The organism is Zongyangia acetica, from assembly GCF_038739695.1.
GTDB classification, from domain to species: Bacteria; Bacillota; Clostridia; order Oscillospirales; family Ruminococcaceae; genus Zongyangia; species Zongyangia gallinarum.
In genome coordinates this window covers 189,428-213,722 of the sequence record NZ_JBBEWN010000002.1, presented here as the reverse complement: position 1 = coordinate 213,722, position 24,295 = coordinate 189,428, and the positions used below count along the sequence as shown (strand labels likewise).

22 protein-coding genes are annotated in these 24,295 nt (G+C 51.3%); 6 read left to right on the top strand and 16 right to left on the bottom strand.

Annotated features, from left to right (window positions below; all coding sequences use genetic code 11):
- Positions 1–36 precede the first annotated feature (36 nt).
- From grpE to gpr, 7 genes are all read right to left on the bottom strand, one after another.
- The gene (gene grpE / locus WGC32_RS02810) at positions 37–603 is read right to left on the bottom strand and encodes a nucleotide exchange factor GrpE (protein ID WP_342680613.1); all 567 of its coding nucleotides are present in this window, start codon (positions 601–603) and stop codon (positions 37–39) included.
- Positions 604–643: 40 nt separating this feature from the next.
- Entirely contained in the window at positions 644–1,708 is a 1,065-nt protein-coding gene (hrcA, locus tag WGC32_RS02805) for a heat-inducible transcriptional repressor HrcA (RefSeq protein WP_342680612.1), read from the bottom strand.
- A gap of 184 nt (positions 1,709–1,892) precedes the next feature.
- Entirely contained in the window at positions 1,893–3,014 is a 1,122-nt protein-coding gene (gene hemW / locus WGC32_RS02800; RefSeq protein ID WP_342680611.1) for a radical SAM family heme chaperone HemW, read from the bottom strand.
- A 59-nt stretch (positions 3,015–3,073) separates the two neighbouring features.
- Positions 3,074–4,882, bottom strand: coding sequence for a translation elongation factor 4 (gene lepA, locus WGC32_RS02795; protein WP_191482091.1), 1,809 nt, complete (start codon positions 4,880–4,882; stop codon positions 3,074–3,076).
- Positions 4,883–5,008: 126 nt separating this feature from the next.
- Positions 5,009–5,341 (bottom strand): hypothetical protein, encoded by a 333-nt coding sequence (locus WGC32_RS02790; protein ID WP_342680610.1) that lies wholly within the window; start codon positions 5,339–5,341, stop codon positions 5,009–5,011.
- A gap of 24 nt (positions 5,342–5,365) precedes the next feature.
- Positions 5,366–6,520: a stage II sporulation protein P gene (spoIIP, locus tag WGC32_RS02785; protein WP_342680609.1), complete on the bottom strand. Its 1,155-nt coding sequence runs from the start codon at positions 6,518–6,520 to the stop codon at positions 5,366–5,368.
- 101 nt (positions 6,521–6,621) lie between these two features.
- Positions 6,622–7,494, bottom strand: a complete 873-nt coding sequence (gene gpr / locus WGC32_RS02780; RefSeq protein WP_191509480.1) for a GPR endopeptidase — start codon at positions 7,492–7,494, stop codon at positions 6,622–6,624.
- A 166-nt stretch (positions 7,495–7,660) separates the two neighbouring features.
- Between gpr and rpsT the strand changes: the two genes are divergently transcribed.
- Positions 7,661–7,927: a 30S ribosomal protein S20 gene (gene rpsT / locus WGC32_RS02775; protein ID WP_191482095.1), complete on the top strand. Its 267-nt coding sequence runs from the start codon at positions 7,661–7,663 to the stop codon at positions 7,925–7,927.
- A 219-nt stretch (positions 7,928–8,146) separates the two neighbouring features.
- Entirely contained in the window at positions 8,147–8,293 is a 147-nt protein-coding gene (locus tag WGC32_RS02770) for a hypothetical protein (RefSeq protein WP_342680608.1), read from the top strand.
- A gap of 153 nt (positions 8,294–8,446) precedes the next feature.
- On the opposite strand, the gene spoVAE is transcribed toward WGC32_RS02770, so the two are convergent.
- Genes spoVAE through spoVAC form a run of 3 tightly spaced genes read right to left on the bottom strand, consistent with a single transcriptional unit; the run spans position 8,447 to position 10,289 of the window.
- Entirely contained in the window at positions 8,447–8,803 is a 357-nt protein-coding gene (gene spoVAE / locus WGC32_RS02765; protein ID WP_342680607.1) for a stage V sporulation protein AE, read from the bottom strand.
- An 11-nt stretch (positions 8,804–8,814) separates the two neighbouring features.
- Positions 8,815–9,828 (bottom strand): stage V sporulation protein AD, encoded by a 1,014-nt coding sequence (gene spoVAD, locus WGC32_RS02760; protein WP_191482099.1) that lies wholly within the window; start codon positions 9,826–9,828, stop codon positions 8,815–8,817.
- Positions 9,829–9,845: 17 nt separating this feature from the next.
- Positions 9,846–10,289 (bottom strand): stage V sporulation protein AC, encoded by a 444-nt coding sequence (gene spoVAC / locus WGC32_RS02755; protein WP_191482100.1) that lies wholly within the window; start codon positions 10,287–10,289, stop codon positions 9,846–9,848.
- Between the two features lie 244 nt (positions 10,290–10,533).
- Here spoVAC and WGC32_RS02750 point away from each other — a divergent pair, with 244 nt between their 5' ends.
- The 4 genes from WGC32_RS02750 (at position 10,534) to WGC32_RS02735 (ending at position 14,435) form a co-directional block, all read left to right on the top strand.
- Complete coding sequence (locus WGC32_RS02750) at positions 10,534–11,808, top strand: adenylosuccinate synthase (RefSeq protein ID WP_342680606.1); 1,275 nt, start codon at positions 10,534–10,536, stop codon at positions 11,806–11,808.
- A gap of 192 nt (positions 11,809–12,000) precedes the next feature.
- Entirely contained in the window at positions 12,001–12,786 is a 786-nt protein-coding gene (locus WGC32_RS02745) for a peptidoglycan DD-metalloendopeptidase family protein (RefSeq protein WP_191482102.1), read from the top strand.
- A 182-nt stretch (positions 12,787–12,968) separates the two neighbouring features.
- Entirely contained in the window at positions 12,969–13,760 is a 792-nt protein-coding gene (locus WGC32_RS02740) for a 5-deoxy-glucuronate isomerase (protein WP_342680605.1), read from the top strand.
- Positions 13,761–13,784: 24 nt separating this feature from the next.
- Positions 13,785–14,435, top strand: coding sequence for a GntR family transcriptional regulator (locus WGC32_RS02735; RefSeq protein WP_191482104.1), 651 nt, complete (start codon positions 13,785–13,787; stop codon positions 14,433–14,435).
- Positions 14,436–14,609: 174 nt separating this feature from the next.
- On the opposite strand, the gene WGC32_RS02730 is transcribed toward WGC32_RS02735, so the two are convergent.
- From WGC32_RS02730 to WGC32_RS02705, 6 genes are all read right to left on the bottom strand, one after another.
- Entirely contained in the window at positions 14,610–14,891 is a 282-nt protein-coding gene (locus WGC32_RS02730; RefSeq protein WP_191482105.1) for a sporulation transcriptional regulator SpoIIID, read from the bottom strand.
- 314 nt (positions 14,892–15,205) lie between these two features.
- Positions 15,206–17,680: a hypothetical protein gene (locus WGC32_RS02725; protein ID WP_342680604.1), complete on the bottom strand. Its 2,475-nt coding sequence runs from the start codon at positions 17,678–17,680 to the stop codon at positions 15,206–15,208.
- Positions 17,677–18,480, bottom strand: coding sequence for a zinc ribbon domain-containing protein (locus WGC32_RS02720; protein WP_342680603.1), 804 nt, complete (start codon positions 18,478–18,480; stop codon positions 17,677–17,679). Before WGC32_RS02720 ends, WGC32_RS02725 begins: the two co-directional genes overlap by 4 nt.
- Before the next feature lie 40 nt (positions 18,481–18,520).
- The gene (locus tag WGC32_RS02715; protein ID WP_342680602.1) at positions 18,521–21,859 is read right to left on the bottom strand and encodes a S8 family peptidase; all 3,339 of its coding nucleotides are present in this window, start codon (positions 21,857–21,859) and stop codon (positions 18,521–18,523) included.
- Between the two features lie 81 nt (positions 21,860–21,940).
- Entirely contained in the window at positions 21,941–23,707 is a 1,767-nt protein-coding gene (locus WGC32_RS02710; protein WP_342680601.1) for a zinc ribbon domain-containing protein, read from the bottom strand.
- A 157-nt stretch (positions 23,708–23,864) separates the two neighbouring features.
- Positions 23,865–24,281, bottom strand: a complete 417-nt coding sequence (locus tag WGC32_RS02705) for a hypothetical protein (protein WP_342680600.1) — start codon at positions 24,279–24,281, stop codon at positions 23,865–23,867.
- Positions 24,282–24,295: the final 14 nt, after the last annotated feature.

Here is a 24,295-nt window from a genome sequence, read left to right as displayed (position 1 = left end):
TCTGCATTTATGTGAAAGGCCCAGGGCCTTTGCTTCTTAATTTGCAACCTTCACCATGGCGTACCGCAGGATTTTGTCGCCCATCCGGTAGCCTTTCTGGAAGACCTCTACCACCTGGGACTGGCCCAGGGAATCGTCGTCCACATGCATCACCGCGTGATGCAGCGTTGGATCAAAGTCTCCCTCGGTGGGATTGATCTCCTCAATTCCCAGCTTTTTGATGGTTTCCAGCAGTCCGTCGTAGATCATCTGCACTCCCTTGCGGAAGTTCTCGTCGGTGCTTTCGGTGGCCAGGGCACGCTCGAAATTATCCAGCACCGTCAGAAACTGAGCTGCGGTATCCGCCTTGGCGTCGGTATAAATCTGATCCTTTTCCCGCTGGGAACGCTTGCGGAAGTTGTCAAATTCGGCCATGGAGCGCAGCAGCTTATCGTTGAGATCCTTGACCTGCTCTTTGAGGGCCTCGGTTTCGTCGGGAGCCTTTGCCTCCTGCTCTGCTTGGGCGCTTTGAGAAGGGGTTTCCTGCTCGGTGCCCGCTGCCTCCTGCTGGGAAGCAGTTTCCGGCTCGGCGGCCTCCGGGCTCTTGTTTTTCTTTTCGGCCACGTCAATGTCTCCTTTCGGTTTTCATGATGTATGTGAAATGTTATTCGTTGGATGATGAAGACGTCTCCGGCGTGATATCCTCCTCTTCGGAAATTTCGGTGAGAAGCCGTCCCAAGGTGTCGGCAAAATACTGGATGTGGGGGATGAGTTTCGGATAATCCATCCGCACCGGCCCCACAATGCCAATGATGCCGGATCTGGAAGAGCCTACATTATAGCGGGCGATGACAATGCTGGAATCGGCAAGCTCTGATTTTCCAGCTTCTTTGCCGATGGAGACGTTTTTATCCTTCATCTCCTCGTTGATGAGCCGGAGCATTTCATCCCGCTTGTTGAGAAAGGTCAGAAGGTCGTGCGCTACAGGGGTGAACTCCTGATAGGTAAGCAGATTGGTTTCTCCTTCTACGTAGTAGCGCCCGGCGTAAATCTGCCGGCACAGATCGAAGATACAGACCAGCAGCGGCGTGAACACCCGGGAATATTCTCCCAGGGCCACAGCCACCGATTGAAGGTAGAGCTTGGAAACGCCTTCCAAGGATTGACCTCTGAACCGGGAGTTGACATATTTCCGGAAGAAATCCAGCACCTGGGGGGTGACGGCAAAATCCACCCGGCAGACCTTGCTCTTGACCACGCCGTTGGAGGCGATGACCAAGACCACCAAGGTCCTGGGCCCGGAGGGGATAATGTCGATCCGGCGCACCGTTACATCCTCCGGCGTCATGGTGGAGGAAACGGTGACACAGTGGGTGGCTTGGGCCAGGGCCGTAGCCGCGTCTTCTACCAACTGGTCGGGATCGGGGTGCTGAATGTTAAAGAGCGCGTCAATTTCCGCCTTTTCTGCGGCGGTCAGGGGCTGGGTCTGCATCAGGTTGTTGATGTAGAGCCGGTATCCCTTGTGGGAGGGCACACGCCCTGCTGAAGTATGGGGCTGTTCAAGATAACCCATCTCAAACAGGGCCGCCATTTCGTTGCGGATGGTTGCGGGGGAGATTGCGTAATCCATCACCGACGCCAGCAGCTTGGATCCTACCGGCTCACCGGTTTTGGTGTAAATCTCGATGATCGCTGAGAGGATTTGCATCTTCCGTCTATCCAGTTCCACAGCGTATCACCTCTTTTTGCTATTTTAGCACTCTTGATTATGGAGTGCTAAATCTTACAGTTATCAATGTATCACTTCTCTTTTAGTATGTCAAGGGACTTCATAGTTTATTTACAAAAATGTTGGCAATCGTCCACAGAGACTGCCAAAAAAGAAAACGCGGCTGTTTTTCGGCCGCGTTTTTTTAACAGGAGATAGTATTCAAGAGATGAGAAATAATGCTGTTGGAGAGGAGAAACCCCTCCGTCGTCAGGGAGAGATGATGTCCGTTTAGACAAAGAAGACCCCGGCGCTCCAGGGGCGGACAAGCCCTTTCCAAAGGGGAGACGTCAACGGAAAACCGGCTGCCCAGCTGATCCAGGTTGATCCCCTCTGCCAGCCGCAGCCCCAGCATGAACTCCTCGAAAAAGCCGCCCCCATCGCAGACGCCATCAAAGGGGATGTCTCCGAAGCCGGGCGCTTTACAGAAGGATTCCAGGTCCCGTGGCAGGGCAAAGCGGCTGCCGCCGTAGTAGGAATGGGCGGCAGGGCCAAAGCCCAGATATTCCTGGCACCGCCAGTATTTCAGGTTGTGGCGGCTCTCATAGCCCGGTTTCGCAAAGTTGGAAATTTCATACTGATGAAAGCCCAAGGAGGAAAGCCCCTCCACCGCGGCCAGATACAGATCGACCTGGGTATCCTCGTCGGGGATTTGGGAGAGAAAGCGGGGGGAGTTGTAAACGGTGCCCTCCTCTACCTTTAAAATATAGGCAGAGATATGGGTGGGCTTTAGGGAGGCGGCAAAATCCAGCGTTTGGGAGAGGGAGGGGGCTGTCTGTCCGATGACCCCCAGCATGACGTCCAGGGAGATGTTGTCTATCCCGCCCTGCCGGGCCAGCTCCACCGACTGGGCCACCTCTTCCCGGGTGTGGCGGCGGCCCAGAAGGCGCAGTTCGGAGGAAACGGCCGACTGCATGCCAAAGCTCACCCGGGTAAAACCAAGCCTCCCTAAGGCGGCGATGGTATCCCCCTCAGCGGCTCTGGGATTGGCCTCGGCGGTGATTTCACAGTCCTTAGAGAGTGGGAAATGGGCGGCCACCGCCTCCAAAATCCGGGAAAGCCGCTGGGATCCCAGCAAGGTAGGGGTGCCGCCTCCCAGATAAACGGAGTCCGCCTTTTCCGTGGGGGCGGTAGCAATATGACGGAGCAGGGCGGCGGTGTAGGCATCCATTGCCTCATCGCCGCCCCGGAGGGAATAGAAATCGCAGTAGGGGCATTTGGAGCGGCAGAAGGGAACGTGGATGTAAATGCCGATGGGCTGGGGCATCCAAAGACCTCCTTTGAGAAAAAGGCCGCCGCAGGTCGCGGCGGCCGGTTTTGACAGATTTAGTCGTCCAGCTTGAGGACAGCCATAAAGGCCTCCTGGGGAACCTCCACAGTACCCAGCTGGCGCATCCGTTTTTTGCCTTCCTTCTGTTTTTCCAGAAGTTTCTTTTTCCGGGTGATGTCGCCGCCATAGCACTTGGCCAATACATCCTTGCGCATGGCTTTGACCGTCTCCCGAGCGATGATCTTGCCGCCGATGGCCGCCTGGATGGGCACCTCAAACATCTGGCGGGGAATATTTTCTTTGAGCTTCTCGCAGATCCGGCGGGCCCTGGGATAGGCGTTGTCGGCAAAGACGATGAAGGAGAGGGCGTCTACGATCTCGCCGTTTAAAAGGATGTCCAACTTGACAAGACGGGAGGGAACATAGCCCTTCATCTCATAGTCGAAGGAGGCATAGCCTTTGGTCCTGGACTTGAGAGCGTCGAAAAAGTCGTAGACAATCTCCCCCAAAGGCAGGTCGTAGTGAAGCTCTACCCGGTCGGTGTCAAGATACTTGGTATCCTTGTAGACGCCTCGCCGCTCCTGACACAGCTCCATGATGTTGCCGATATAGGCGGTGGGGGTCAGGATGTTGGCGGCGACCATAGGCTCCTCCGCATCCTGGATGGTGGCAGGGTCGGGGAAGTTGGTGGGGTTGTCGATATAGACAGTCTCCCCGGAGGTGAGGATGACCTTATAGATAACGCTGGGAGCGGTGGTAATGATGTCCAGATTAAACTCCCGCTCAATCCGCTCCTGGATGATCTCCATGTGGAGCAGGCCCAAAAATCCGCATCGGAAGCCGAAGCCCAACGCCACCGAGGTTTCCGGCTCAAAGGAGAGGGATGCGTCGTTGAGCTGAAGCTTTTCCAGGGCCTCCCGGAGATCCGGATATTTGGCCCCGTCGGCAGGGTAGATGCCGCAGAACACCATGGGGTTGACCTTCCGGTAACCGGGCAAGGGTTCCGCCGCCGGATTTGCCGCGTCGGTGACAGTGTCGCCCACCGTGGTGTCCTGTACCGTTTTAATGCTGGCGGTGATGTATCCCACCTGTCCGGCGGAAAGCTCCTCCAGAGGGATCAGGTTGGTCGCCCCCATGGCACCGGCTTCCACCACAGTGAACTCGGAGCCGGAAGCCATCATCCGGATGGTCATGCCGGGGCGGACCGTCCCCTCCATGACCCGGACATAGACAATGACGCCTTTGTAGCTGTCGTAATAGGAGTCGAAGATCAGCGCTTTCAAAGGGGCTTGGTCATCCCCCTGAGGAGCGGGGATATCGGTGACCACCCGTTCCAGCACCTCTTCGATATTGATCCCCGCCTTGGCAGAGATCCGGGGAGCATCTAGGGCGGGAATGCCGATGATGTCCTCGATTTCGTGGCAGACCCGGTCTGGATCCGCGGCGGGCAGGTCGATTTTGTTGATGATAGGCACGACCTCCAGGTCGTGCTCAATGGCAAGGTAGGTATTGGCCAGGGTCTGGGCTTCAATGCCCTGGGAGGCGTCCACCACCAAAAGGGCCCCTTCGCAGGCGGCTAAGGAGCGGGAAACCTCATAGTTAAAGTCCACATGTCCCGGGGTATCGATGAGATTAAAACAGTAATGCTCCCCGTTTTTGGCCTCATAATCCAGCCGGACGGCCCGGGCTTTGATGGTAATGCCCCGCTCCCGTTCCAGCTCCATGTTGTCCAGAATCTGGTCCTCCATGTCCCGCTGGGCCACGGTGCTGGTCATCTCCAGCATCCGGTCGGCCAGGGTGGACTTGCCGTGGTCTATATGTGCGATAATGCAGAAGTTGCGGATGTGTTCGCGGTCATACTGCAACAGTGATCACCTCTTCGCCGTTGTCTAAAGCGCCCCTAGGCAGGGCGGAATCCAAGGGATTTACAGCTCATTATAGCACAACAAAAGCGCCCTTCGCAACAGAGATGGGGCGCTTTGGTGAAATATTCAAAAGGGAAGAACCTGCTGCCAGTCAAGCCCTCCGGCGTAGGAGATCAGATCGGGGATAAACCGGTAGCGGATGGGGATGAGGGCGCGAAAGGGGTAGACAGCTTCCCGGATATCCGTAAAGATGCCGGTATCCAGGGTGTAATCCTTGCCCAGCCAGGTGATATTGGCCTGATTTTCCCCTGTCCTTTCAACCAGAAGCAGGGCGTTGTCATCGCCGAAGCCACGGGCGCGGGAATGAATGTCAGCGACGAAGATGCCCATCATCCCCAGATAGAGGAGGATGGAAATGGCAAAGCTGGCAAAAAAATAGCGAAGCTGCTCTTTGGACATGTGTTTTGACTTCCTTATTTCATATTATTCCCCCTGGGATAGGATCAGCTCAGCCAAGGCCTTGCCGCACAGCTCCCCGGAATAGACAGCCTCCTCCAGGGAATTGCCGTGAGCGCCAAACTCCAGAAGCAGGCTGCCAGGGGTCTTATTCATATTATAAAGGCGGTAGCAAAAGAAGATGGGGCGGGTCAATCCCGGATAGTCGGCCTCCATCTGGCTTTGAAAGGCGGCGGAAAAACGGAGGTTATCCGGCCAGTTTGGCATATTCATGGTGCCGTCGTCACAGCCGGAAATAATCATAATCTGGGCCGCCTTTTTGCCGTCGATTTCCGCCACCGGCGCAATGCGGGTGCCGTCGCTTTCCTCGATGGCGTCCCGGTGGACGTCGATGGTGATTTTGATGGAGGGATATTCATCTAAATATTTCTGAATGGTCTCTGCGCTGCGCTCATAGGCGCCGTTGTATGAAGGGTAATCGTGGAGGGTGGTGTCGTGGATGACCCCGATACCGGCAGCCTCCAGCTGTTTGGCAATCTCATCCCCCACCCGGATCATGTTTTTATCCTGCTCGGTAGAGCGGGAATTATACCTGTCATCATAGTAGTCCCGGGTCACCGGCTCATAGGCCTCGGTGGCATGGGTGTGGTAGATAAGGACGGTAGGTTCCTCCGGGGTGGAGAGATCCAAATCCCACGCCTTGTCCAGCTGGGCCTGCACGTCACTGTTGGAAAGTTCGGTGGAATTTTTGAGGAATCCGTGGTCCAGAGGGATGTAGATACCGCCGGCCTGGGCGGTATAGGTCCGCTCCACAATGGGGCCTCGGTTTTCCTCCGGCACCGGCTCCACCTGGATGGACTCTGAGGAGGAAGAGGATTCGGACTGGGATTCCTCAGAGGATTCCGACTCCGGTTTGGTGGTGGAGGGCGGCGTCACATAGGGGTCGGATTCCTCCTCCCCGTCGTCGATCTCATCGGCAAAGCGCTGGCGGATCAGGGAAAGGCCGCCGTCGGGCATCCCCAGGACCGCGGAGAGAACCGCCGCCTGCTGGGTGAATTTTTCGATATAGGGGGCGGACACAGCCGCTACCTTAATGCAAACGGCCAAAATGGCCGCCACAAGACAAAGGGAAAGGATTTTTTTACCCGTCCGGCCCAGACGGCGATTCCTTCTTTTTCGCATCAAATGCATAACCTCCTCCCTTTGGGTCGGGAAACAAAACGAACGCCATTATCATTTCTATGCGGAGGAGGGGAAGGGTATGCTTACCGAGGACGGGCAGGCTACATGGTCAAATAGATTAGGTCTTCCCGGCTGATATCCGGTTGCAGGGCGCTGTTGATGCCAAGGGAGATGACCTTGGCCGAGCGGGAAATCAGGGTGTCAATGTCCCGGGGCGTCACCATCATGGCGCTCTGGGAGGTCGGCGGGGGAAGGGAAGCCCCCGCCTGCTCCAAAACGCTGTGGGCCAGGGTGGTGGAATCCACAACAGTGGGTACCCCCATGGAGATGACGGGCACCCCCAGGGTGGAGCGGCTCAGTTCCTTGCGGCGGTTGAGGACCCCGGAGCCGGGAGAGATGCCGGTATCGGAGATCTGCACAGTTCGCCCCAAGCGCTGAGGATTTTGGGCGGCTAAGGCATCGATGACGATGACCTGATCGGGCTTTACAAAGTCGACCAGGGCGCCGATGATTTCTGAGGTTTCCATGCCGGTCTGCCCCAAAACACCGGGGGAGATGGCCGCCACCGGGGCCAGAGTGTCCAGCCCTGCCGCAGAAGCCGCCGCCCCCTGGATGTGGCGGGTGGCCAGGATGCCCTCGGTCACCAAAGGCCCCAGGGCGTCGGGAGTAATGTTGTGGTTGCCCAGTCCCACCACCAAGGTCAGGCCCCGCCTCCGCAGAAGCCGCCGCAGGGAGGAACAGACGGCCTCCACAGCGTCGTCAGCCGCGGTAATCGAGGCGGAAAAGGCCTCCACTGTAATGGTAATGTAGGTCCCGATGGGCTTGTGCAGCCGGTGAGCGGCCTCTTGACTATGGACCTGGATGGTGCTAACCTGGACATTACCGATCTGGCTGTCCTGTGATGTGATACCGGGAATTTCCTTTTCGGTGAGAAACTCCCTTGCCTCTATGGCGAGGTCGGTGCGGAAGTTCATTTTGGGCCTCCTCTGGCTGCTTTGTCCCCCAGACGGGGAGAAAAGCAAAAATAATCAAGTTTTTTACGGAAAAACCGCAATTTTCTAAGCGTAACCAGTTGATTTTTTGAAAAAATAATGCTAATATAATTTGTACTGTCTTCGAGTTATAAAAGGAGGTGTAATGATGCCTAACATTAAATCTGCAAAGAAAAGAGTTAAGGTCAATGCAGTGAAAGCCATGCAGAACAAAGCCCTCAAGAGCAACCTCAAAACCGTCATCAAAAAAGCTGAGCTTGCCACTGCGGAAGGTGCGGCCGATATGCAGGACAGCGTAAAGCTGGCAGTTAAAAAGATCGATCAGGCTTGTGCAAAGGGGCTTATGCATAAAAATTGCGCATCCAGAAAGAAATCTCATCTTGTCAGCAAGATGAATGCCGCTGCTGCAAAATAGCCTTTAGCGAATATTGTCTCACGCAAAAGCAGGATGTGTGCTGGAGTGACAGCATACAAACTGCTTTTTTACTTTCCCGGATGCTTTTTTCACGGAATGACACAATCCGCTCAAAACCGCAGGAAATACCAGTTGACACCGAGGGCCGCTTTGTTTATCATAGAGACAAGATAACCTTGTGTTCTATTTCTGTATCTTTGACGGATGGAGGTTTTATAGATGATGTCTAAAGACAAGCTGAAATTCTTGACAGTGGTGCTGAGCATTTTTTCCTTGGTGGCCTCTGTGGCGTACATTGCTTACCGGATGGCCAGTGAGCGGGCCTATCGGGAAAAATGGAAGGACTATAACGACTGCGGCATATAAACGATGGAGAGTAAAGGACGGCGAAACGCCGTCCTTTTTATATTTTGTCTATGGGACCACGGCTGCCTTTTTACACTGCTGCCGCAGATGGGACGACAAAATCCACCGCCCTTGCAGCACAGGTGACTGGGCGGAAGACTGCCGCCCGGCAGGCTAGGATTTCTCTTTTGGCTTGAAAATGAGAGCAATGAGTAGACCGAAAAAGATGGCGGCGGAGATGCCGGCGGCAGCGGCAGTAATACCACCGGTCAGAACGCCTAAGAGCCCCTGTTCCGCTACGGCCTTGTGGACGCCTTTGGCCAGCAGATTGCCAAATCCGGTCAGAGGGACGGTGGCGCCGGCGCCGGCGAAGTCCACCAAGGGCTGATAGAGGCCCAAAGCGCCGAGGATCACGCCGGCCACCACATAGGAGACCAGGATCCGGGCTGGGGTCAGTTTGGTTTTATCGATGAGCAGCTGGGCGATGACGCAGAGCAGCCCGCCGATTACAAAGGCTTTGATATAATCCATCCAAATTCACCTCACTTTGTATGGGAGATATGCACCAGATGGGCAATGCCGGGGATGGACTGTCCCTGCTGTACGCTGGTGGGGCTCAGGAGAGCTCCGGTGGCGATAAAGAGCATGTTTTTAATCTCCCCGTCCCGCACCCGGGAGAGGATGTAGGAGCAGAGGACGGAACCCGCACAGCCGCAGCCGGAACCGCCGGCGTGGACATCCTGTTTTTCCCGGTCGTAGATGAGCAGTCCACAGTCGGCATGATGACCGCTGATGTCGATGTTTTCCCTGCCCAGCAGATCGTAGAGGAGATCTGAACCGATCTGACCCAGGTCCCCGGTGAGGATGAGGTCATAGTCGTCGGGCTTTGTCCCGGTGTCCTCCAGAAACTGTTTGATGGTGGAGGCAGCGGCGGGAGCCATGGCGGCCCCCATATTGTTGGCGTCCTTGATGCCGTAATCCTCAATCCGCCCAGCGGTAACCGCCCGGATATAGGGCGGGGCATCGGACTGGCCTACGATGGCGCAGCCGGCGCCGGTCACCGTCCATTGGGCGGAGGGAGGCCGCTGGCCGCCGTACTCCAGAGGGTAACGGAACTGTTTTTCCGCGCTGCAAAAATGGGAAGACGTCACGGCGGCCGTCCGGGAGGCGCAGCCGGCGTCCACAAAGATGGAGGCCATCAGCAGGCTTTCCGCCATGGTGGAGCAGGCCCCATAGACGCCCAGAAAAGGGATGCCCAGGTCCCGCAGGCCATAGGCGGAGCCGGTGCACTGGTTGAGCAGGTCCCCGGCGAAGATATAGTCGATGTCGGCGCTGGAAAGCTTGGATTTTTCTAGGGCTTTATTGACCACCTGCTGCTGCATCCGGCTTTCCGCCTTTTCCCAGGTGGTTTCTCCGAAGGTGCAGTCGTCGTTGATGAGGTCAAAGCAGCGGGCCAAGGGACCTTGGGCCTCCTTTTTGGAGCCAAGGGCGGCAAATCCCACCACCGAAGGGCAGGAGTTTAACAGCAGGGTATAGCGTCCTATACGGGTTGGCATGATGGATAACTCCTTCCTTATACAATTGAGAACAGATAGAGGATCAGGCCATAGACAATGGAAGCGGTGATGCCGTAGACAAGGACAGGCCCGGCGATGACAAACATCTTGGCGCCCAGTCCCAGGATAAAGCCCTCGCTTTTAAATTCCAGGGCAGGGGCGGTAATGGAGTTGGAAAATCCGGTAATGGGCACCAGGGTGCCGGCGCCGCCTACCTTGGCGATGTTATCGAAGATATTCAGGCCGGTGAGCAGGGAGGCCAGAAAGATCAGGGAGATGGAAGCGGCTGTACTGGCTTCGTCAGCGGGCAGCCCTAGGGAGCGGCTGATGTTGACAATGACCTGTCCCAGGGTGCAGATCAGGCCGCCGACGAGAAAGGCCATCAGACAGTTTTTCCAGGTGGGGGAGCTGGGGGAATATTTTTTGTTGAGCTGTTCGTATTCATTGGGTGTCAGGGACACAGACCATCATCTCCTGTTGTATTTTTTGAGAAAACTGTCTCTATTTTCCCACCGGCGGGACAGATTATGTAATATGCCGGGAGGAAAACTCTCTCTGGCTCCGGAAAAGAAGCGGAGATTTATGAATTTTCTGCGTTTTTTTCGCTTTTTCGTTGATTCAGCAAAAACCATTTGCTATAATAACAACTGTGTGTTCAGCTTTGGCTGAACCGCCAATTTTAAATGATGAAATGAGGTTATACCATTGCCAGCAAGCGTAGTTGTCGGCGTCCAGTGGGGCGATGAAGGCAAAGGAAAAATCATTGACATCCTGGCTTCCCGTGCCGATGTAGTGGTGCGTTCCCAGGGTGGCAACAATGCGGGCCACACCGTGGAAAATCAGGGAGAGGTCTACAAACTGCACCTGATTCCCTCGGGCATTCTCTATCCGGGTACTCAGTGCCTCATCGGCGCAGGTACCGTCATCGACCCAAAGGTGTTGCTGGAGGAGATCGACGGCCTGAAAGCCCGTGGTATTACCTGTGAGAATCTGAAAATAGATCCCAGGGCTCATATTATTATGCCCTGGCATATTAAACTGGATAGCCTGTCTGAGAAACTCAGAGGCAAGGCGGAAATCGGCACCACCGGCCGCGGTATCGGCCCCTGCTACATGGACAAAGCGGAGCGCAGCGGCATCCGGTTTTACGATCTGGTTCATCCGGTGCTCCTGGAGGAGAAGGCCAAACTGGTGGGTGAGATCAAAAATCTCTATCTGACCAAGGTCTATGAAACCGAAGCGATGGATGTCGACGCCATTATCGATGAATACATTGAATACGGCAAACGGCTCAAACCCTATATGGACGATGTGTCGGTGCTTGCCTACGAAGCCTGCAAAGCGGGCAAAAATGTGCTCTTTGAGGGGGCCCAGGGAACCCAGCTGGATCTTGATTTCGGCACCTATCCCTTTGTCACATCTTCCCATCCCCTTTCTGCCGGCGTCTGCACCGGAACTGGCGTAGGCCCCACGGTGATCGATCAGATCTACGGCGTAGCCAAAGCCTACACCACCCGGGTAGGCAAAGGTCCTTTCCCCACCGAGTTGTTGGATGAGATGGGGGACAAGATCCGCAACAAAGGCAATGAGTTCGGCACCACCACCGGACGTCCCCGCCGCTGCGGTTGGTTTGACAGCGTTATCATGCGCCACGCAGTACGGGTCAACGGTTTGACCGGCCTTGCCATCAATAAGCTGGATACCCTGTCCGGCCTTGGTGACCTGAAGGTATGCACCGCCTATAAGCTGCCGGACGGCACCATCATCAAAGATTTTCCGGCGACCCTGGAGGAACTGGCCAACTGCGAGCCGGTCTATGAAACCCTCAAGGGATTTGACGACGATATCACCGGCTGCCAGTCCTTTGACGCACTTCCTCAGCTGTGCAAAGACTACATCGCGCGGCTGGAGGAGCTGTGCGAGTGCCCGGTAAAGATGGTGGGCGTGGGTCCGTCCAGAGCCCAGAATCTGGAGAGATAAGCAAAACACAAAAAATGATGGAGCGCGTAAGCGCTCCATTTTTTTATATATGAAAAACATACTGTCATGATGTCCGCGAAAATTTTTCGCAGAAAGAAAAAATCCATGTTTAAATTGGAAGCAAAGAATAAATACTAAGGTTGTGGCAAAACAGATTTGGCTGAAAGAATCAACATGGAGGTGTCATTTGCAATGGCAGAAACACGTTTTTCAGGTAAAGATTCCAAGATGAAGAAATTTTTATCCGGCAAAGGCTTTTATATTGCCCTGGCCGTTTGTCTGGTAGGAGCGGGAGCGGCATCTTGGGTGGCCATCGATTCATCCCTGAAGGGGCTGGACGAGGGGCAAAGTATTGCAGTACCGCAAGAGAGCAGTGAGGTGAATGAAGATTGGGGATTTCCAGAATTAGAGGAAACAAACGAGGAGCAGAGCGATGTGGAAATATCATCACGGCCCTCCACACAGGAGTCAACCTCCTCATCCTCGTCTACGCAGCAGCAGCCGTCATCCGGGCAGTCCGAGCCCTCCGAACAACAGGTGTTATCGCCAACACAGCAAGAGGTGCAGTTTATGCTGCCTCTCTCTGGGGACGTGATCACTAAATACAGCGCCGGGGAGCTGGTAAAGAACCAGACCCTGGGAGACTGGCGCACCCACGACGGCATCGACATGGCTGCGGCGGCAGGAACACCGGTAAAGGCGGTGGCCGAGGGTACAGTGGAATCGGTCATCGATGATCCTCTGTGGGGAAAAACCGTATCCATCTCCCATGCCGGAGGCTATGAAAGCTACTATGCAGGCCTGGCGGAGGATGTGTCCTTGAAGGAAGGCCAGGCAGTGGAGATCGGCCAGCTGGTCGGATATGTGGGAGAAAGCCCTTTGACCGAGGTGGCGCTGGAATCCCATCTCCACTTCGGCCTAAAGCAGGACGGAGAATGGGTTGACCCCTTAGTAAGCATGGACAAGCTCCAGGACTGACAGATGGAAAGAAAGAGCCGCTTAGCAAGTGGCTCTTTTTTATTGATGAGATTTATTGTATTTTTGTCAATAAAATTGTATACAATTTTATTGACAAAAATACAATGTAGTGCTATGCTGAGGACAGAAAAAGGGGCGGTGAGTCCCAGAAACAGTGAAATACATAGAAAGAGGCGCGAGCGATGAAAATTTCTCAGAAGGGTCCTTTCCAGAAGGGCTATAATGCCATTGTCAAAGAAGAAGTCAACAAGGATATGGGTATGGACTTTGGCGTCCTGTGCATGGATCAGGGAGATGTTGTAGAATACAACGAGCCCAAAGAGGTAGTTTATACCCTGACAAACGGCGTCATTACCTTTGAGTTTGCGGGCAAAAAGGAGACAGCGGATCGGCCGGACTGCTTCCACAATGATCCTATCCTTCTCCACGTGCCGGAAAACACCCCGGTGAAGATCACCTGCCTGTCCGACCATGCGGAACTGTCCATTCAGCGCACCACCAACAAACGCCATTTCGCTCCAAAACTGTACCGTGCCGCCGACTGCCTGTGCCCGTCCGAAGAGCGGGGAAAGGGAACCTTAGGCGAGGCTTCCACCCGGATTGTCCGGACCTTCTTCGACCGTTCCACCTGCCCGGAGACCAACTTCTTTATCGGTGAAGTGGTCAACTTCCCCGGAAAATGGTCCAGCTTCCCGCCCCACAGCCATGTTGAGCCGGAGATCTACTTCTACAAATTCCTGCCTGAGAATGGTTATGGCTTCGGCGAGTTTGGAGATGAAGCTTATAAGATTAAACACAATGATCTGACCGGTATGCCGGATGAAAAGACCCATTCCCAGTGCGTGGCGCCGGGTTATGCGGAATACTATCTGTGGGTCATCCGTCTGCAGGACGATAAGGATATTGTAACCACCGTAGTTCCCGAATACGCCTGGACCACAGAGCCGGGGGCAAAATACTTCCCAGAGATCTAACCTGCCAAGGAAAGGGAACACGCGATGAACGGGAAGAGAAAAAGCCTCAGCGACACAGTTTACGACACCATCCTTGAAATGATCCTCCATTATGAGCTGGTCTGCGGGGAAAGAATCCCCGAGGACAAAATTGCAGCCCAGCTGGGTATGAGCCGCACCCCGATCCGGGAGGCCTTACGGCGGCTGGCGGCGGAGGGACTGATCACCATCTATCCCAAGCGCTTTGCCGAGGTTGTCTCTTTCAGCGAAGAGGATATGCACCATCTGGGGGTCGTCCGCCTCAACCAGGAAATTCTGGCGGTTCAACTGGCCATCTATCACGGCAGCAATGCAGAATTTGACTGGTTGCGCGAGCTGGCAAAGGAATGCCAGTGTTATGAAAAGATGGATGACCTCTACATGCGGGCCAAGCAGGACGCCCAGTTTCATCTGTACCTGTCCGAGATTGGGAAGAACCCTATCCTTTACAAATTCCAGCAGGAACTGTATCTAAAGAGCCGGCTGCTGATTGTATCCGGAAAGGCGGATGACCGGTGTGATTTAAGTGTTCATGAAGAGATTGTGGACGCTCTGGTCGCCAGGGATGAAAAGCGGGCTACAGAGGCCGTTGTCAATCATTTGGGCAGCTTTTATCATGTGGGACAGGAGTGCCGCTATGGCCTGCAGCTGCTATAATCGAGAGAATGCCATATAAAATAGGATGTATTTATTTCTCCCTTTAGCCAGAAGGCTAGGAATGGGCCCTGAAAAATCAGGGCCCATTCCTATTGTGGGGAAGGAAAGAAATACTATAAAAAAGCCCGGGACCTTGTATCCCGAGCTTTTTATTTCAGGGGAGTGAATCGTTTCTTATTTTACGGCGTTTTTTTCGTCGTGGGCGCTTTTATACAGAAGATATTTGCGGCGGGTGGCCATGCCGCCTCGGATATGACGTTCCTGCTTGTTAATGTCCAGTACCTTTTTGACCTGGACATACAGCTGGGGATTGAGTTTTTTTAAACGTTCTGACACATCTTTATGTACCGTACTTTTCGATATATGGAAAACAGTGGCCGCTTTTCTCACCGTCGCATTGTTTTCGATAATATAGGCCGCAAGTGAAACTGCCCGTTCTTCCGGTAGACCCTTCAAAACATTTCCCTCCCTCGTGAAACGATATCTTGTGACATATATATGCGCGGGGACAGGGGCCTTATGCCCTCGCTGATGGCAGTCCGCTGTTTTTTTCGGGATGATGAGAGGCTCTTTTGCTCAGATCTGTTTGAGGAAAGATGCCGTAGTCATTTACGGCAGATGGTCAGGACGGGATTCTACCGGCGGAAATTGCTGAAAAAGAAAAAATGAGTCGGCCGCCATCCCTCGTATTTTATCCGCAGAGATGGCGGCCGGTGAGAAGGGAGAAGAATAAAAAGCAAGAGTTAGTGGTGACGATAAACCATAATAGCTTATCGGATAACTATACTTTCGCCATAAATACTGTCTCCATAAATTCTGCCGGTTTCTTTTTCAATGGTGATCATACTGGTTAGGGTATTGGGTTCAACATGCAGGCCTTTGCTCAGTCGTTCCTCCACCTCCTTGTCACTCATTTGATACCGAATGGTGACGACATAACGGTCGTCATACTCTAGAGTTTCTTCGTCTACAATGATATAGTTTCCATCATCCGTATGTAGTTGATTGTAATAATCCAGGATGATTTGTGTGGCAGTGTCATAATCAAAGGGACCAGCTGTTTCAGTGATAGGACTAGAGAAAGAATAGCGTATCTGATACGTAGCGGTGGCGTCATATCCCATATATTCCATCGACGCACCAAATTCCATGATAATTTGGTCGACACTGCCAGAATCGTGAAGTGTAACGATCACGTCTACATCTTCATACTCCAGGTTATTCATGCCGCTGATTTGGCCTGTGGAAAAACCTGTTCCTGTAAATTCCTGTCCAGAAACCGTAAACCGTATTTGTTTTCCCAAGATTTCTTGGTTCATGATAGATTCACGCGATATAGAATCAAAATTAAAGAGATCAGGAGGAATTTCCATGCTTTGTTGTGACCGGGACGGTTCTGTATACTGAATATGAGCGACGCCATCTCTATATTCTGTAGTCCAAACGAAATTCTGACCCATGATTTGCATATCGGAGATACTGGATATCTCAACCTGAGATAGGTCGTCTTTTTTATAATTGGAGACGGTTGAATCTGAATGCAAGCTGACCTGAATGTTTGCGCTTTCACCCTCAGCGGAGATCGACATTTCAGCCTCAAGTGAAAGCTGCTCAGACCATGAGCCAGAGGCAGTTGTTTTTGTAACTGCGGATAAATACTTTTCGTAGGCTCCTGGATCAATTGACGAACCAGAGCTGCCTTCTTCAACGGTGTTTTGCGATTTTTCGGCGTATTCATTCCAGTCATATTTATTTTCAGTAACAACCTTTGTAGAACAGGACTGTAAAAAAAGAATGAATTCCAAGGTGTCGGAATTATTCTGCTTCAGTTGCTGTGTGACATCTGATGAGAAAACATTGTTTTGGATCAACAAATTCCGGATGGCATAGGACGATTGTAGGGCGAATAACAAAGTTTCTTTGTTTTCGCGCAGTAGGTCTTCTGATAGTCCATTTTCCCGGATTTCATCATTGATCCTAGCATATTCCTCCTGAGCAAACGATTGCAGCATAGAACAGCAGGTTGCTCGAGTGATGGTTTCATTGAGATCCAATGCCTGAGAGGTACCGGGGAGGATAGACATAATAAAAGAAGCGACGTCCATCAGACACAGGGGTGACATACCCTGGACAACGTCAGAGCCAATCTCAACGATCCCGTCGTAAACAGCGGTAGCTGTCCCTAAAGTGCTGTCATCCAATAAAGTTTGGAGGTGCTGTGCTGCGTTTTTAATAATTTTTAACTTTTCGTCTTGAAATACGCTATTCTCCCTATCACTTAAAAAAGTAGACTCTAAAAGGTCTTTTTGCGATTCACTGATTTGCTGATAGATTTGATATTGGCTCACCTGTTCGATAATGCCAGTGCCTATCCCAGTAAAGTTTGAAGAAAAGCCTAGCAGCTTAAGAGCATCATCATCGATTCCCAATAATTTCATCATATCATGAGTAAGGCCAAATACTTCGCCCTGTAAGGTCAGTGTCTGATAATCAAGAGAATCTGTGATATTGGGGTCGATTTGAGAGAAGCAGGTCATAATCTCCACAAGCGCGTCTAGATATTGATGTTCATTGGCGTTTAAAACATCCTCGGACCACCAGGCAAATGCTATGTCACTCACAAAGTGGCTGTTATAGTCCATAATCAGGGAAATGATAGAGCTTAGGTTATGAAGCAAAGCAATATCCTGCTGCGTGGCAGTTTCATCCACCTCTGTCCACGTAAAGAAGTAGTTGTCATTGAGCAGCATGTATTTTGCATCGAATATTGTGAATGGACGGTAAATCGAGAGTGGGATTTCCCCAGAGGGCTCTATCAGCATTTCTGCGTTCATCGCCGTGAGTATGTGGTTTAACGATAGGGAAATGGAACCGTCGCTCGAAGTCCGTAGGGGAATCTTCCAAGTCTTATCCGGATAAAAAGGAGAATCATGGTCGTATAAACATCCAGCATCCACGTCTAGCCGATAGAGGGTTGGATATCCTGAATAGACGTTTCGAGAAACGAAGACATTTTCCTCCGGAGAAAAATAATACCCGGTAACCTTTTCCACCTCTTCAGGAGTTACATAAAGATTGCCATCTCCAGCAATAACTCCTTGAATCGTGGTTTCCGCCACGGTGTTACCCACGATATACTGACATGGAATTTGGACAATTTTTTCTTCTTCATTGGCTAGGACAGTAGGATTCGCCAGCAGAATAATCAAAATCAAGCTCAGCAAGAAGGATAAATATTTTTTCATTCTGCGATACCCTCCATTACTTTTTCATATGCGTTTTTTTGCTGGTCTACATAATACTGCAATGCCCCGCCGGTCAAAACATTAAGAAGTCCTTCATCTGCTATCAGAACCAACCCATCATCCTGCACCATAAACTGTACAGGAACTGTCATTTTAACTGTAGGAAAGCTACCATCAAGCCGATTGACCAGCCACGTGGAAAAATCATCCTCAGGCGAATCCAAGCCACCATACTCGTCTACCAAAGCAAGGGCGTCTGGAACAATAAATACAACGGTAGCGGTCAGTATATTTTCCTTCTGTGCCGTCTTTACGATAGAATAAGAGATAGATTCGAACATTTTTTTGGACATAACGCCTCCTGTCAGTGAATCCACAGGCTGCCCTTGCGCATCTACAATGGCGACGGAATCATCACCAGAAAGGACACTGTAAAGGGAAGATACCACCGCATCATCTGTGGCAGAGTGGAGAAAACCCGACAGGAGAGGGATGCGGATCATGTCAAAATATGTAAGCGCGCAAAGAATGCTACCAAGAAGGATAACAACCGCCAGCAAGATGAGGCATATTTTTAGTGCAACCCCTTTCTTTCTACGGCTATGAGGCTTTTTTCCATTGTCGATGGGAGGAGATAGCTTTCCATCAATGGACAGGGAATGATCTTTCCCTCCCTGGAATACCTCCTCTTCAATTTTTGGAAGGCCTTGTATAGTTTCCAGTTTCTCTTGGCCGCAATGTGGGCATAGACCGGTATTCACGTCTAGCCTAGAGCCGCATTTTCCACAAAATTTCGCCATGGATTTTCCTCCTTTAATAGATACTTCTTTTGCTTAGCCATTACGAAGACATCCGGGTCAGGGTTTCAGCGTTGTCCTCATGGCGCAGCACTAGATGATCTTGGTCAGGAAATTCAATTTGGAAGACAGCCTCATTGACAACACCTGGATTGACAGTATCTGAGGCGTAGTCCGACTGGAACCATGGGCGCATAAACATGTTGGAGCCGGAAATGTTATAGTACATCTGCATCATTTCGCCTTCATTTTCTCCATAAATAATCGCTAAATTTCCCCCCATAAAATCAAATACCAAGCGTCCATTATATCCCCATTGCCCAAGAATGAGCTCGTCTGGGGTTGTCCCACCAGAAGATTGGGACGGTCTAAGGCTCGGATCATACATAAGGATACCGCCAACCGCCTCCAAAGTGAAAACATCAAATTCAGAACCGGCGATTATCTTCCCCCTTTCATATACATCCACCTGAATCAGCCATCTTTCTCCAGTATCCCAGTAATATGGCTCTGATTGGCGGATTTCCACGTCTAAATCTTCTGGTACCCCTAGTCGTTGCGCCAATTCTTCTAGTTGCGCAGGGGAGAAAGAGACGGTTGGACCATCTTTTTCAGCAGCAGGGATTTCCGGCCAGATCTTTTGCAGAGTTGCCCAGCAATTAGTGATATAACCTTGCCAATCGCCTGGATTGTCAACCAGTTCGAATTCTAAATCAAGGGACTGTGTGCCGTGGAAAGTAATAGCGCCTTCATAGAGGCTGCCGTTTTCATCGGTAAGGGTAAAGGGAATTTCACCCTCTGCCCACTCCACCGTGACAGGCTTTGTCTGGTAGTAAGGCTGATCCTCCGGGTACTCCCCGTATCGGAAGGTAATTTGATTGCCGTATACCCGTTCTACGGTAATCATTTGCTTTCCGGGGACAGGTCCCTGAACAAAATCGCTCCGCCGGGTTCCAAATGTCGTTTCATAGATGCCGACCAAATCGGAATGGGGGCTTTCCATGCATTTGATGAGATAAAATGCGTTGCCGCGCATAACACCTTCACCAGGCTCCCAGTCAGTTGAGTAGAGGAAGGCTTCGCCGTCAGGAATAATATCCAACTGGTTTTTGAGCCCGCTGTCCCACTGAATGTCGTCGGTTTTGTAGACGAACTCTAGCTTGGTGGGGGATTGTGAGTCTTCCTCCCAGTAGATGAAAAGCTGGTTGTCCTTCACTTCATATTGGTAAGATTGGTAAAACTCTACTGTTTCATCGGTGACGGCCACATCGGGATCGAGAAAGTATTCCTCCATAATACCATTTTCCAAAAAACGATAAGCCACATGGCTCTGCACGGTCTGTTCCCAATAGCAGCCGATCAAGTCTTCTTTGGTCAGTGTACGGCTTTGCGCTTCCGCTTTAGGTTTATAGTCGAGAGCCATTTCCACGGCGTTTTTAGCGTTGAGAAGTCCATAGCCTTCCTCTCCGTAGCTGCCTACCGCAGAATCAACGATAATCCGTTTTACATCCTCGCCGCGCAAATCTGGGTTAACAGCAAAGACCATGGCGGCCCCCCCCGCCACGTGAGGAGAGGCCATGGAGGTGCCAGCCTTCCCGCCATACCATTTATATCCAAACCTTTGGCGTTCCTGGATAGTGCTGTAGATCTTTTCGCTGTCACTATCTCCTCCCGGGGCCAGGATATCCACCCGTTCTCCGCACTGGCTGTAGGGAGTGATCTCATAGCCGTCATGGACCTTAGTAGCGCCGATCCCAAAGAAACCGCCCTCTTTGTGGGTACCCTTGGTTTCAACAGCTCCCACCATAATGATGCGGTCGGCCACCTCCGGGTTTTGGATGGCGCCGAGAATATCAAACTCTGCGTCTAGATTGCCGCTGACCAGCCGCTCGGCGATTTCCGCTTCCCGGGTTCGGTACCGTCCGAATTTTTCTTCCCCGTCCGGCCCTCCATTTCCTGCAAGATAATCCAGATAATCCCCATAGCAGATATAATCATAGGGGTTGATATTGTCGTCCTCATCCTTGCGGAAGTATTGATAGCTGGGCTCTTGGGTGTTTGGGTCGTTTCGGTTGCCGGCAGATTTACAGATAACAAACTGGTGTCCCCTGTCAATGAGCAGCTGCAAAAAGTCCCCCACGGCGCCGGAGAACTTTTGTAATGCCCGGGTAGCGGGGCCGTCCCCATCCTCTTCCGCCTCTCTGGAGGCATTAAAGGTGATTAGGCGCTCATAGCCCAAACTCATATTGACCACAGAGCATTGTTTTATATCAATCAAATAGGCAAAGGCAACATTATGGCATTGCAGAGTGCCAAGTCCTTCTACCCATAAACCTTGGGACGACACGCCATACAGGTTGGCGCTGGGCAGAATCCCCGAGATGCCGGTTTTGTCGTTAAACCCGGCTGCAATGGTTCCCGCCACATGGGTGCCATGGCTGTCAAGCTCCATTGTATCTGGATTTTGATCCCATTCCTGCTGCAATTCTGCATGGCCCAAAGGCGTTTCAGCGAAGGTGAGATCAGGATTACCCAAGAACATGTTGTCGAACACGCCGACGTTCACTGTTTCCATCTGCTCCCGATATTCCCAGGCTCCAGGGGCATCGATGGCCTCCAATCCCCAATTGGTGCCGTCTGGTACGTCCTCCCACTCATTTTTCCATTCTTTGTCGTTGGGGATGAATTGAACATCCGTCTCCATAGCGTAGTTAGGGGAAGCGTAAACCACCCAGTCAAAAGACTCCAAATAGGCGACCAGGTCTTCCATTTCATTGTATCCCAATGCACGATCCAGCAAAACCTGATATTGAGCTACCTGGGGGATTTCTCCCACAATCTGCCCTTGAGCGGGTTGAAGTGTATCTTCCAGCTGGCTCCGATACGCTTCTGATTCCAAGGCTACCAGGATTTCGTTGTTGACAAAGGCGATCCCTGTTTGCGGATCCTGTACTATATTCTCTGGGGCAGAGGGATAGTAGGTTATACCACCAGTATCGGTTTCCGGGATATCCTCCCAATCACCCGCATCCGAAGTGGAAGCGGAGGGAGCAACGATGTCCGACAAGAACGGAACGCGGATCATATCAAAATATGTAAGCGCACAAAGAATGCCACCAAGAAGGATAACAACCGCCAGCGAGGTGAGGCATATTTTTAGTGCAAATCCTTTCTTTCTACGGCTATGAGGCTTTTTTTCATTGTTGATGGAAGAAGATTGCTTCCCATCGGTGGGCAGGGAATGATCTTTCCCTCCTTGGAATACTTCCTCTTCAATTTTTGGAAGATCTTGTGTAGTTTCCAGTTTCTCTTGGCCGCAATGTGGGCATAGACCGGTATCCACGTCTAGCCTAGAGCCGCATTTTCCGCAAAATTTTGCCATGTTGCAACTTCTCCCTTCTTTTCCCATCAGGCAGCGATAGGAAAGTGACCGGTGCTCAATCATAGTTAATCGTTACCTACATTACTCACCGAACGCTTTTAGCCCCTCTGTAATTTCATAGGTGTAGTCGGTCCGATTGGCAGTGACGAGGTCTCTGAACATTTCAGCACCATCGATATATCCTTTGGTAACGGAACTACTATGGGGAAACTGGGTGGCACCTAAAATATCTCCGCCCTCTGTATAAATGAATTCATCGCCGGGCAGGTTGACCAGCCCTTCAAACTGGACAGGGAAATAGACGGTGGTGGGTTCAAATCGATTGTTGCTGCTGGAAACGGTAGCGCTAAAAACGATAATTAATCGATTGTTGTTTCGGAAATCGTTTCCTTGTGATTTCGCGATGAGCAGATATTGGCCGACCAATGACAATTCAGACGCGTGAGAGGTGTCGGAATAGCTGTCAGCAATGTAGGCGGCGATGGAATCCATGGCAAGATTGTCCAGATTCTGTAAATCACTGTCCGCAATATCAGTGAGGCCGGCAATTGGCGAGTAAGAGGCGTATTTTTCAAAGCCATCCCCAGCGGTACAGTTATAATTGTCCTGGCGAGAGGTGATAAGTTCGGTGTAGGCAACCAGGGGATTGGCATATCCATCGGTATAGTTGGAGTTTACCAGGCTTCCGTAGGAGAGGGGGGAACTACCAGCTATGCTGTCATCCATTGTAAAATCCAGGGTTCCGGAAGAGGACAGCAGATTTTCAAAACGGACAGGATAATACACCATGGTTTCATGAAATTCCTGTTCCACATGGGAGACCATCCCGCGATAGATGATGTAAAACTCGTTATAGCAATCGGCGTCCTTCCCAGGCTTTGCCGTATTGAATACATATCCGGCATAGGAGATAGGTCCCAAGCTGCTCTGCTTGCTGTAGTACTGGGCCACATAGGACTGGATGAGATCTTCAGCTTCTTGTTTTGCCATTTCAAGAAAGTCCTGGGGAAGATCACTGTAGCTGTCCACATACTCATCCAAACCATCTACTGTGTATTTTTTTGAGTCTTGGACTAGTTTGTATCCATCTTGGACAGCGGCAGACTCGCTGTCTTTTTGAAAAGATATGGTTATAACGTCTCCGTTCTTAAGTCCAGAGGACTTATCACAGACAAATCCAATAGAACCAACATAGGGGTTGTCACCTGAATATTCAAATTCAACCTGTCCGTCAGGTGAAAATCCGGAAAAAGAAACATTGAGCCCCTCGAATGGGTCAATCTCTGTCAGATTGGCCAATCCTTCCACAGTAAATGAAGCAGATTTTCCTGAGAACTTGATGTCATATTCTTTTACGGCTTCATTGTCATAAGAAATACGGACAACAGCTTTGTCACCGTTGGAAAGTCCATTCGCAGGTTCTACGGAAAGTTGAATAGCGTTTCTACAAATAGCATATGCATTTGTAGAAGTGAGGTCAAATTTCCCCTTGCCCAGAGCCTTGGCGAGACGCAGATCGAATTCCTCGGAATTTAGATAAGCGGTAGCTTGTCCAACGGTGTTATATCCGGAAAATTCTATGGTTACCATATCTTCTAAGTGGATGGTTGTAGGCTGCGATAGTAGGATCATTATAGTGGCAACGATGATAACAATAGCCACGATGACGCTTCCTACTATGAGTTTTGTTTTATTTCCTCTAGGAGGATTACCTGGTGCATTCACATAGGTAGATGATGTTACGGTTGACTCTGGGCTTGAGTTGGATGCCTGATCCAGAGGTGTGCCACAATTGGCGCAAAAGACGTCTGTTTCCGCTGCATTAGAACCACAGTTGGGACAATACATAAAAAGCCCTCCTTTTTATCTCTTTCACATGTTCTGACGGAAATGATCTTGTCGAGGTATACCATATTTTGTACAGGAAATATATAAATTTTAAGCAGAATAAAAACGTAAGAAGCCGCGAATGGACATACCATCCGCAGCTTCTTTGCCCTTCGAATTATCCCATGTATTTGTTGATCAGATTGTCTACTACGGGGACGGTAACTGTTCCCTGGCTTAGGGCCTTGATCCCAAGAAGGAGAAATAGGATTTTTTTCACGATATCAATGATGCCAACGATGGCGGAGACGATGTAATCCAACGCCGTCATTCCAAACATGTCGTCAAAAATGGCGGTGATATTTCGGGCAAGATCCAATACGTCGGGGATAAACTGGATGATTACGGAAAGAAAAGAGAAAAATAGTAGCAACGCAACCGCCTTGACAGCGCTTTTTTTCAGCCAGATATTTTCTTCAAAGAGAAGAGAATAACCCGCCAGAAGCAGGATGGCTACATAGCCTCCAAATAATCCGCTGAGGTAGATTGTGGCCCCCAGCATGCCTACTGAAATACCCAACCTTGTTTTTTGCATATCGATCTACCCCT

What these genes read in the sequence shown, in the direction of transcription:
- hemW (WP_342680611.1), bottom strand. Translation starts at nt 3,014, where the DNA reads ATGCCCCAGCCCATCGGCATTTACATCCACGTTCCCTTCTGCCGCTCC.
- WGC32_RS02790 (WP_342680610.1), bottom strand. Translation starts at nt 5,341, where the DNA reads ATGTCCAAAGAGCAGCTTCGCTATTTTTTTGCCAGCTTTGCCATTTCC.
- spoIIP (WP_342680609.1), bottom strand. Translation starts at nt 6,520, where the DNA reads ATGCGAAAAAGAAGGAATCGCCGTCTGGGCCGGACGGGTAAAAAAATC.
- gpr (WP_191509480.1), bottom strand. Translation starts at nt 7,494, where the DNA reads ATGAACTTCCGCACCGACCTCGCCATAGAGGCAAGGGAGTTTCTCACC.
- rpsT (WP_191482095.1), top strand. Translation starts at nt 7,661, where the DNA reads ATGCCTAACATTAAATCTGCAAAGAAAAGAGTTAAGGTCAATGCAGTG.
- WGC32_RS02770 (WP_342680608.1), top strand. Translation starts at nt 8,147, where the DNA reads ATGATGTCTAAAGACAAGCTGAAATTCTTGACAGTGGTGCTGAGCATT.
- spoVAE (WP_342680607.1), bottom strand. Translation starts at nt 8,803, where the DNA reads ATGGATTATATCAAAGCCTTTGTAATCGGCGGGCTGCTCTGCGTCATC.
- spoVAD (WP_191482099.1), bottom strand. Translation starts at nt 9,828, where the DNA reads ATGCCAACCCGTATAGGACGCTATACCCTGCTGTTAAACTCCTGCCCT.
- WGC32_RS02745 (WP_191482102.1), top strand. Translation starts at nt 12,001, where the DNA reads ATGGCAGAAACACGTTTTTCAGGTAAAGATTCCAAGATGAAGAAATTT.
- WGC32_RS02740 (WP_342680605.1), top strand. Translation starts at nt 12,969, where the DNA reads ATGAAAATTTCTCAGAAGGGTCCTTTCCAGAAGGGCTATAATGCCATT.
- WGC32_RS02735 (WP_191482104.1), top strand. Translation starts at nt 13,785, where the DNA reads ATGAACGGGAAGAGAAAAAGCCTCAGCGACACAGTTTACGACACCATC.
- WGC32_RS02725 (WP_342680604.1), bottom strand. Translation starts at nt 17,680, where the DNA reads ATGAAAAAATATTTATCCTTCTTGCTGAGCTTGATTTTGATTATTCTG.
- WGC32_RS02720 (WP_342680603.1), bottom strand. Translation starts at nt 18,480, where the DNA reads ATGGCGAAATTTTGTGGAAAATGCGGCTCTAGGCTAGACGTGAATACC.
- WGC32_RS02715 (WP_342680602.1), bottom strand. Translation starts at nt 21,859, where the DNA reads ATGGCAAAATTTTGCGGAAAATGCGGCTCTAGGCTAGACGTGGATACC.
- WGC32_RS02710 (WP_342680601.1), bottom strand. Translation starts at nt 23,707, where the DNA reads ATGTATTGTCCCAACTGTGGTTCTAATGCAGCGGAAACAGACGTCTTT.
- WGC32_RS02705 (WP_342680600.1), bottom strand. Translation starts at nt 24,281, where the DNA reads ATGCAAAAAACAAGGTTGGGTATTTCAGTAGGCATGCTGGGGGCCACA.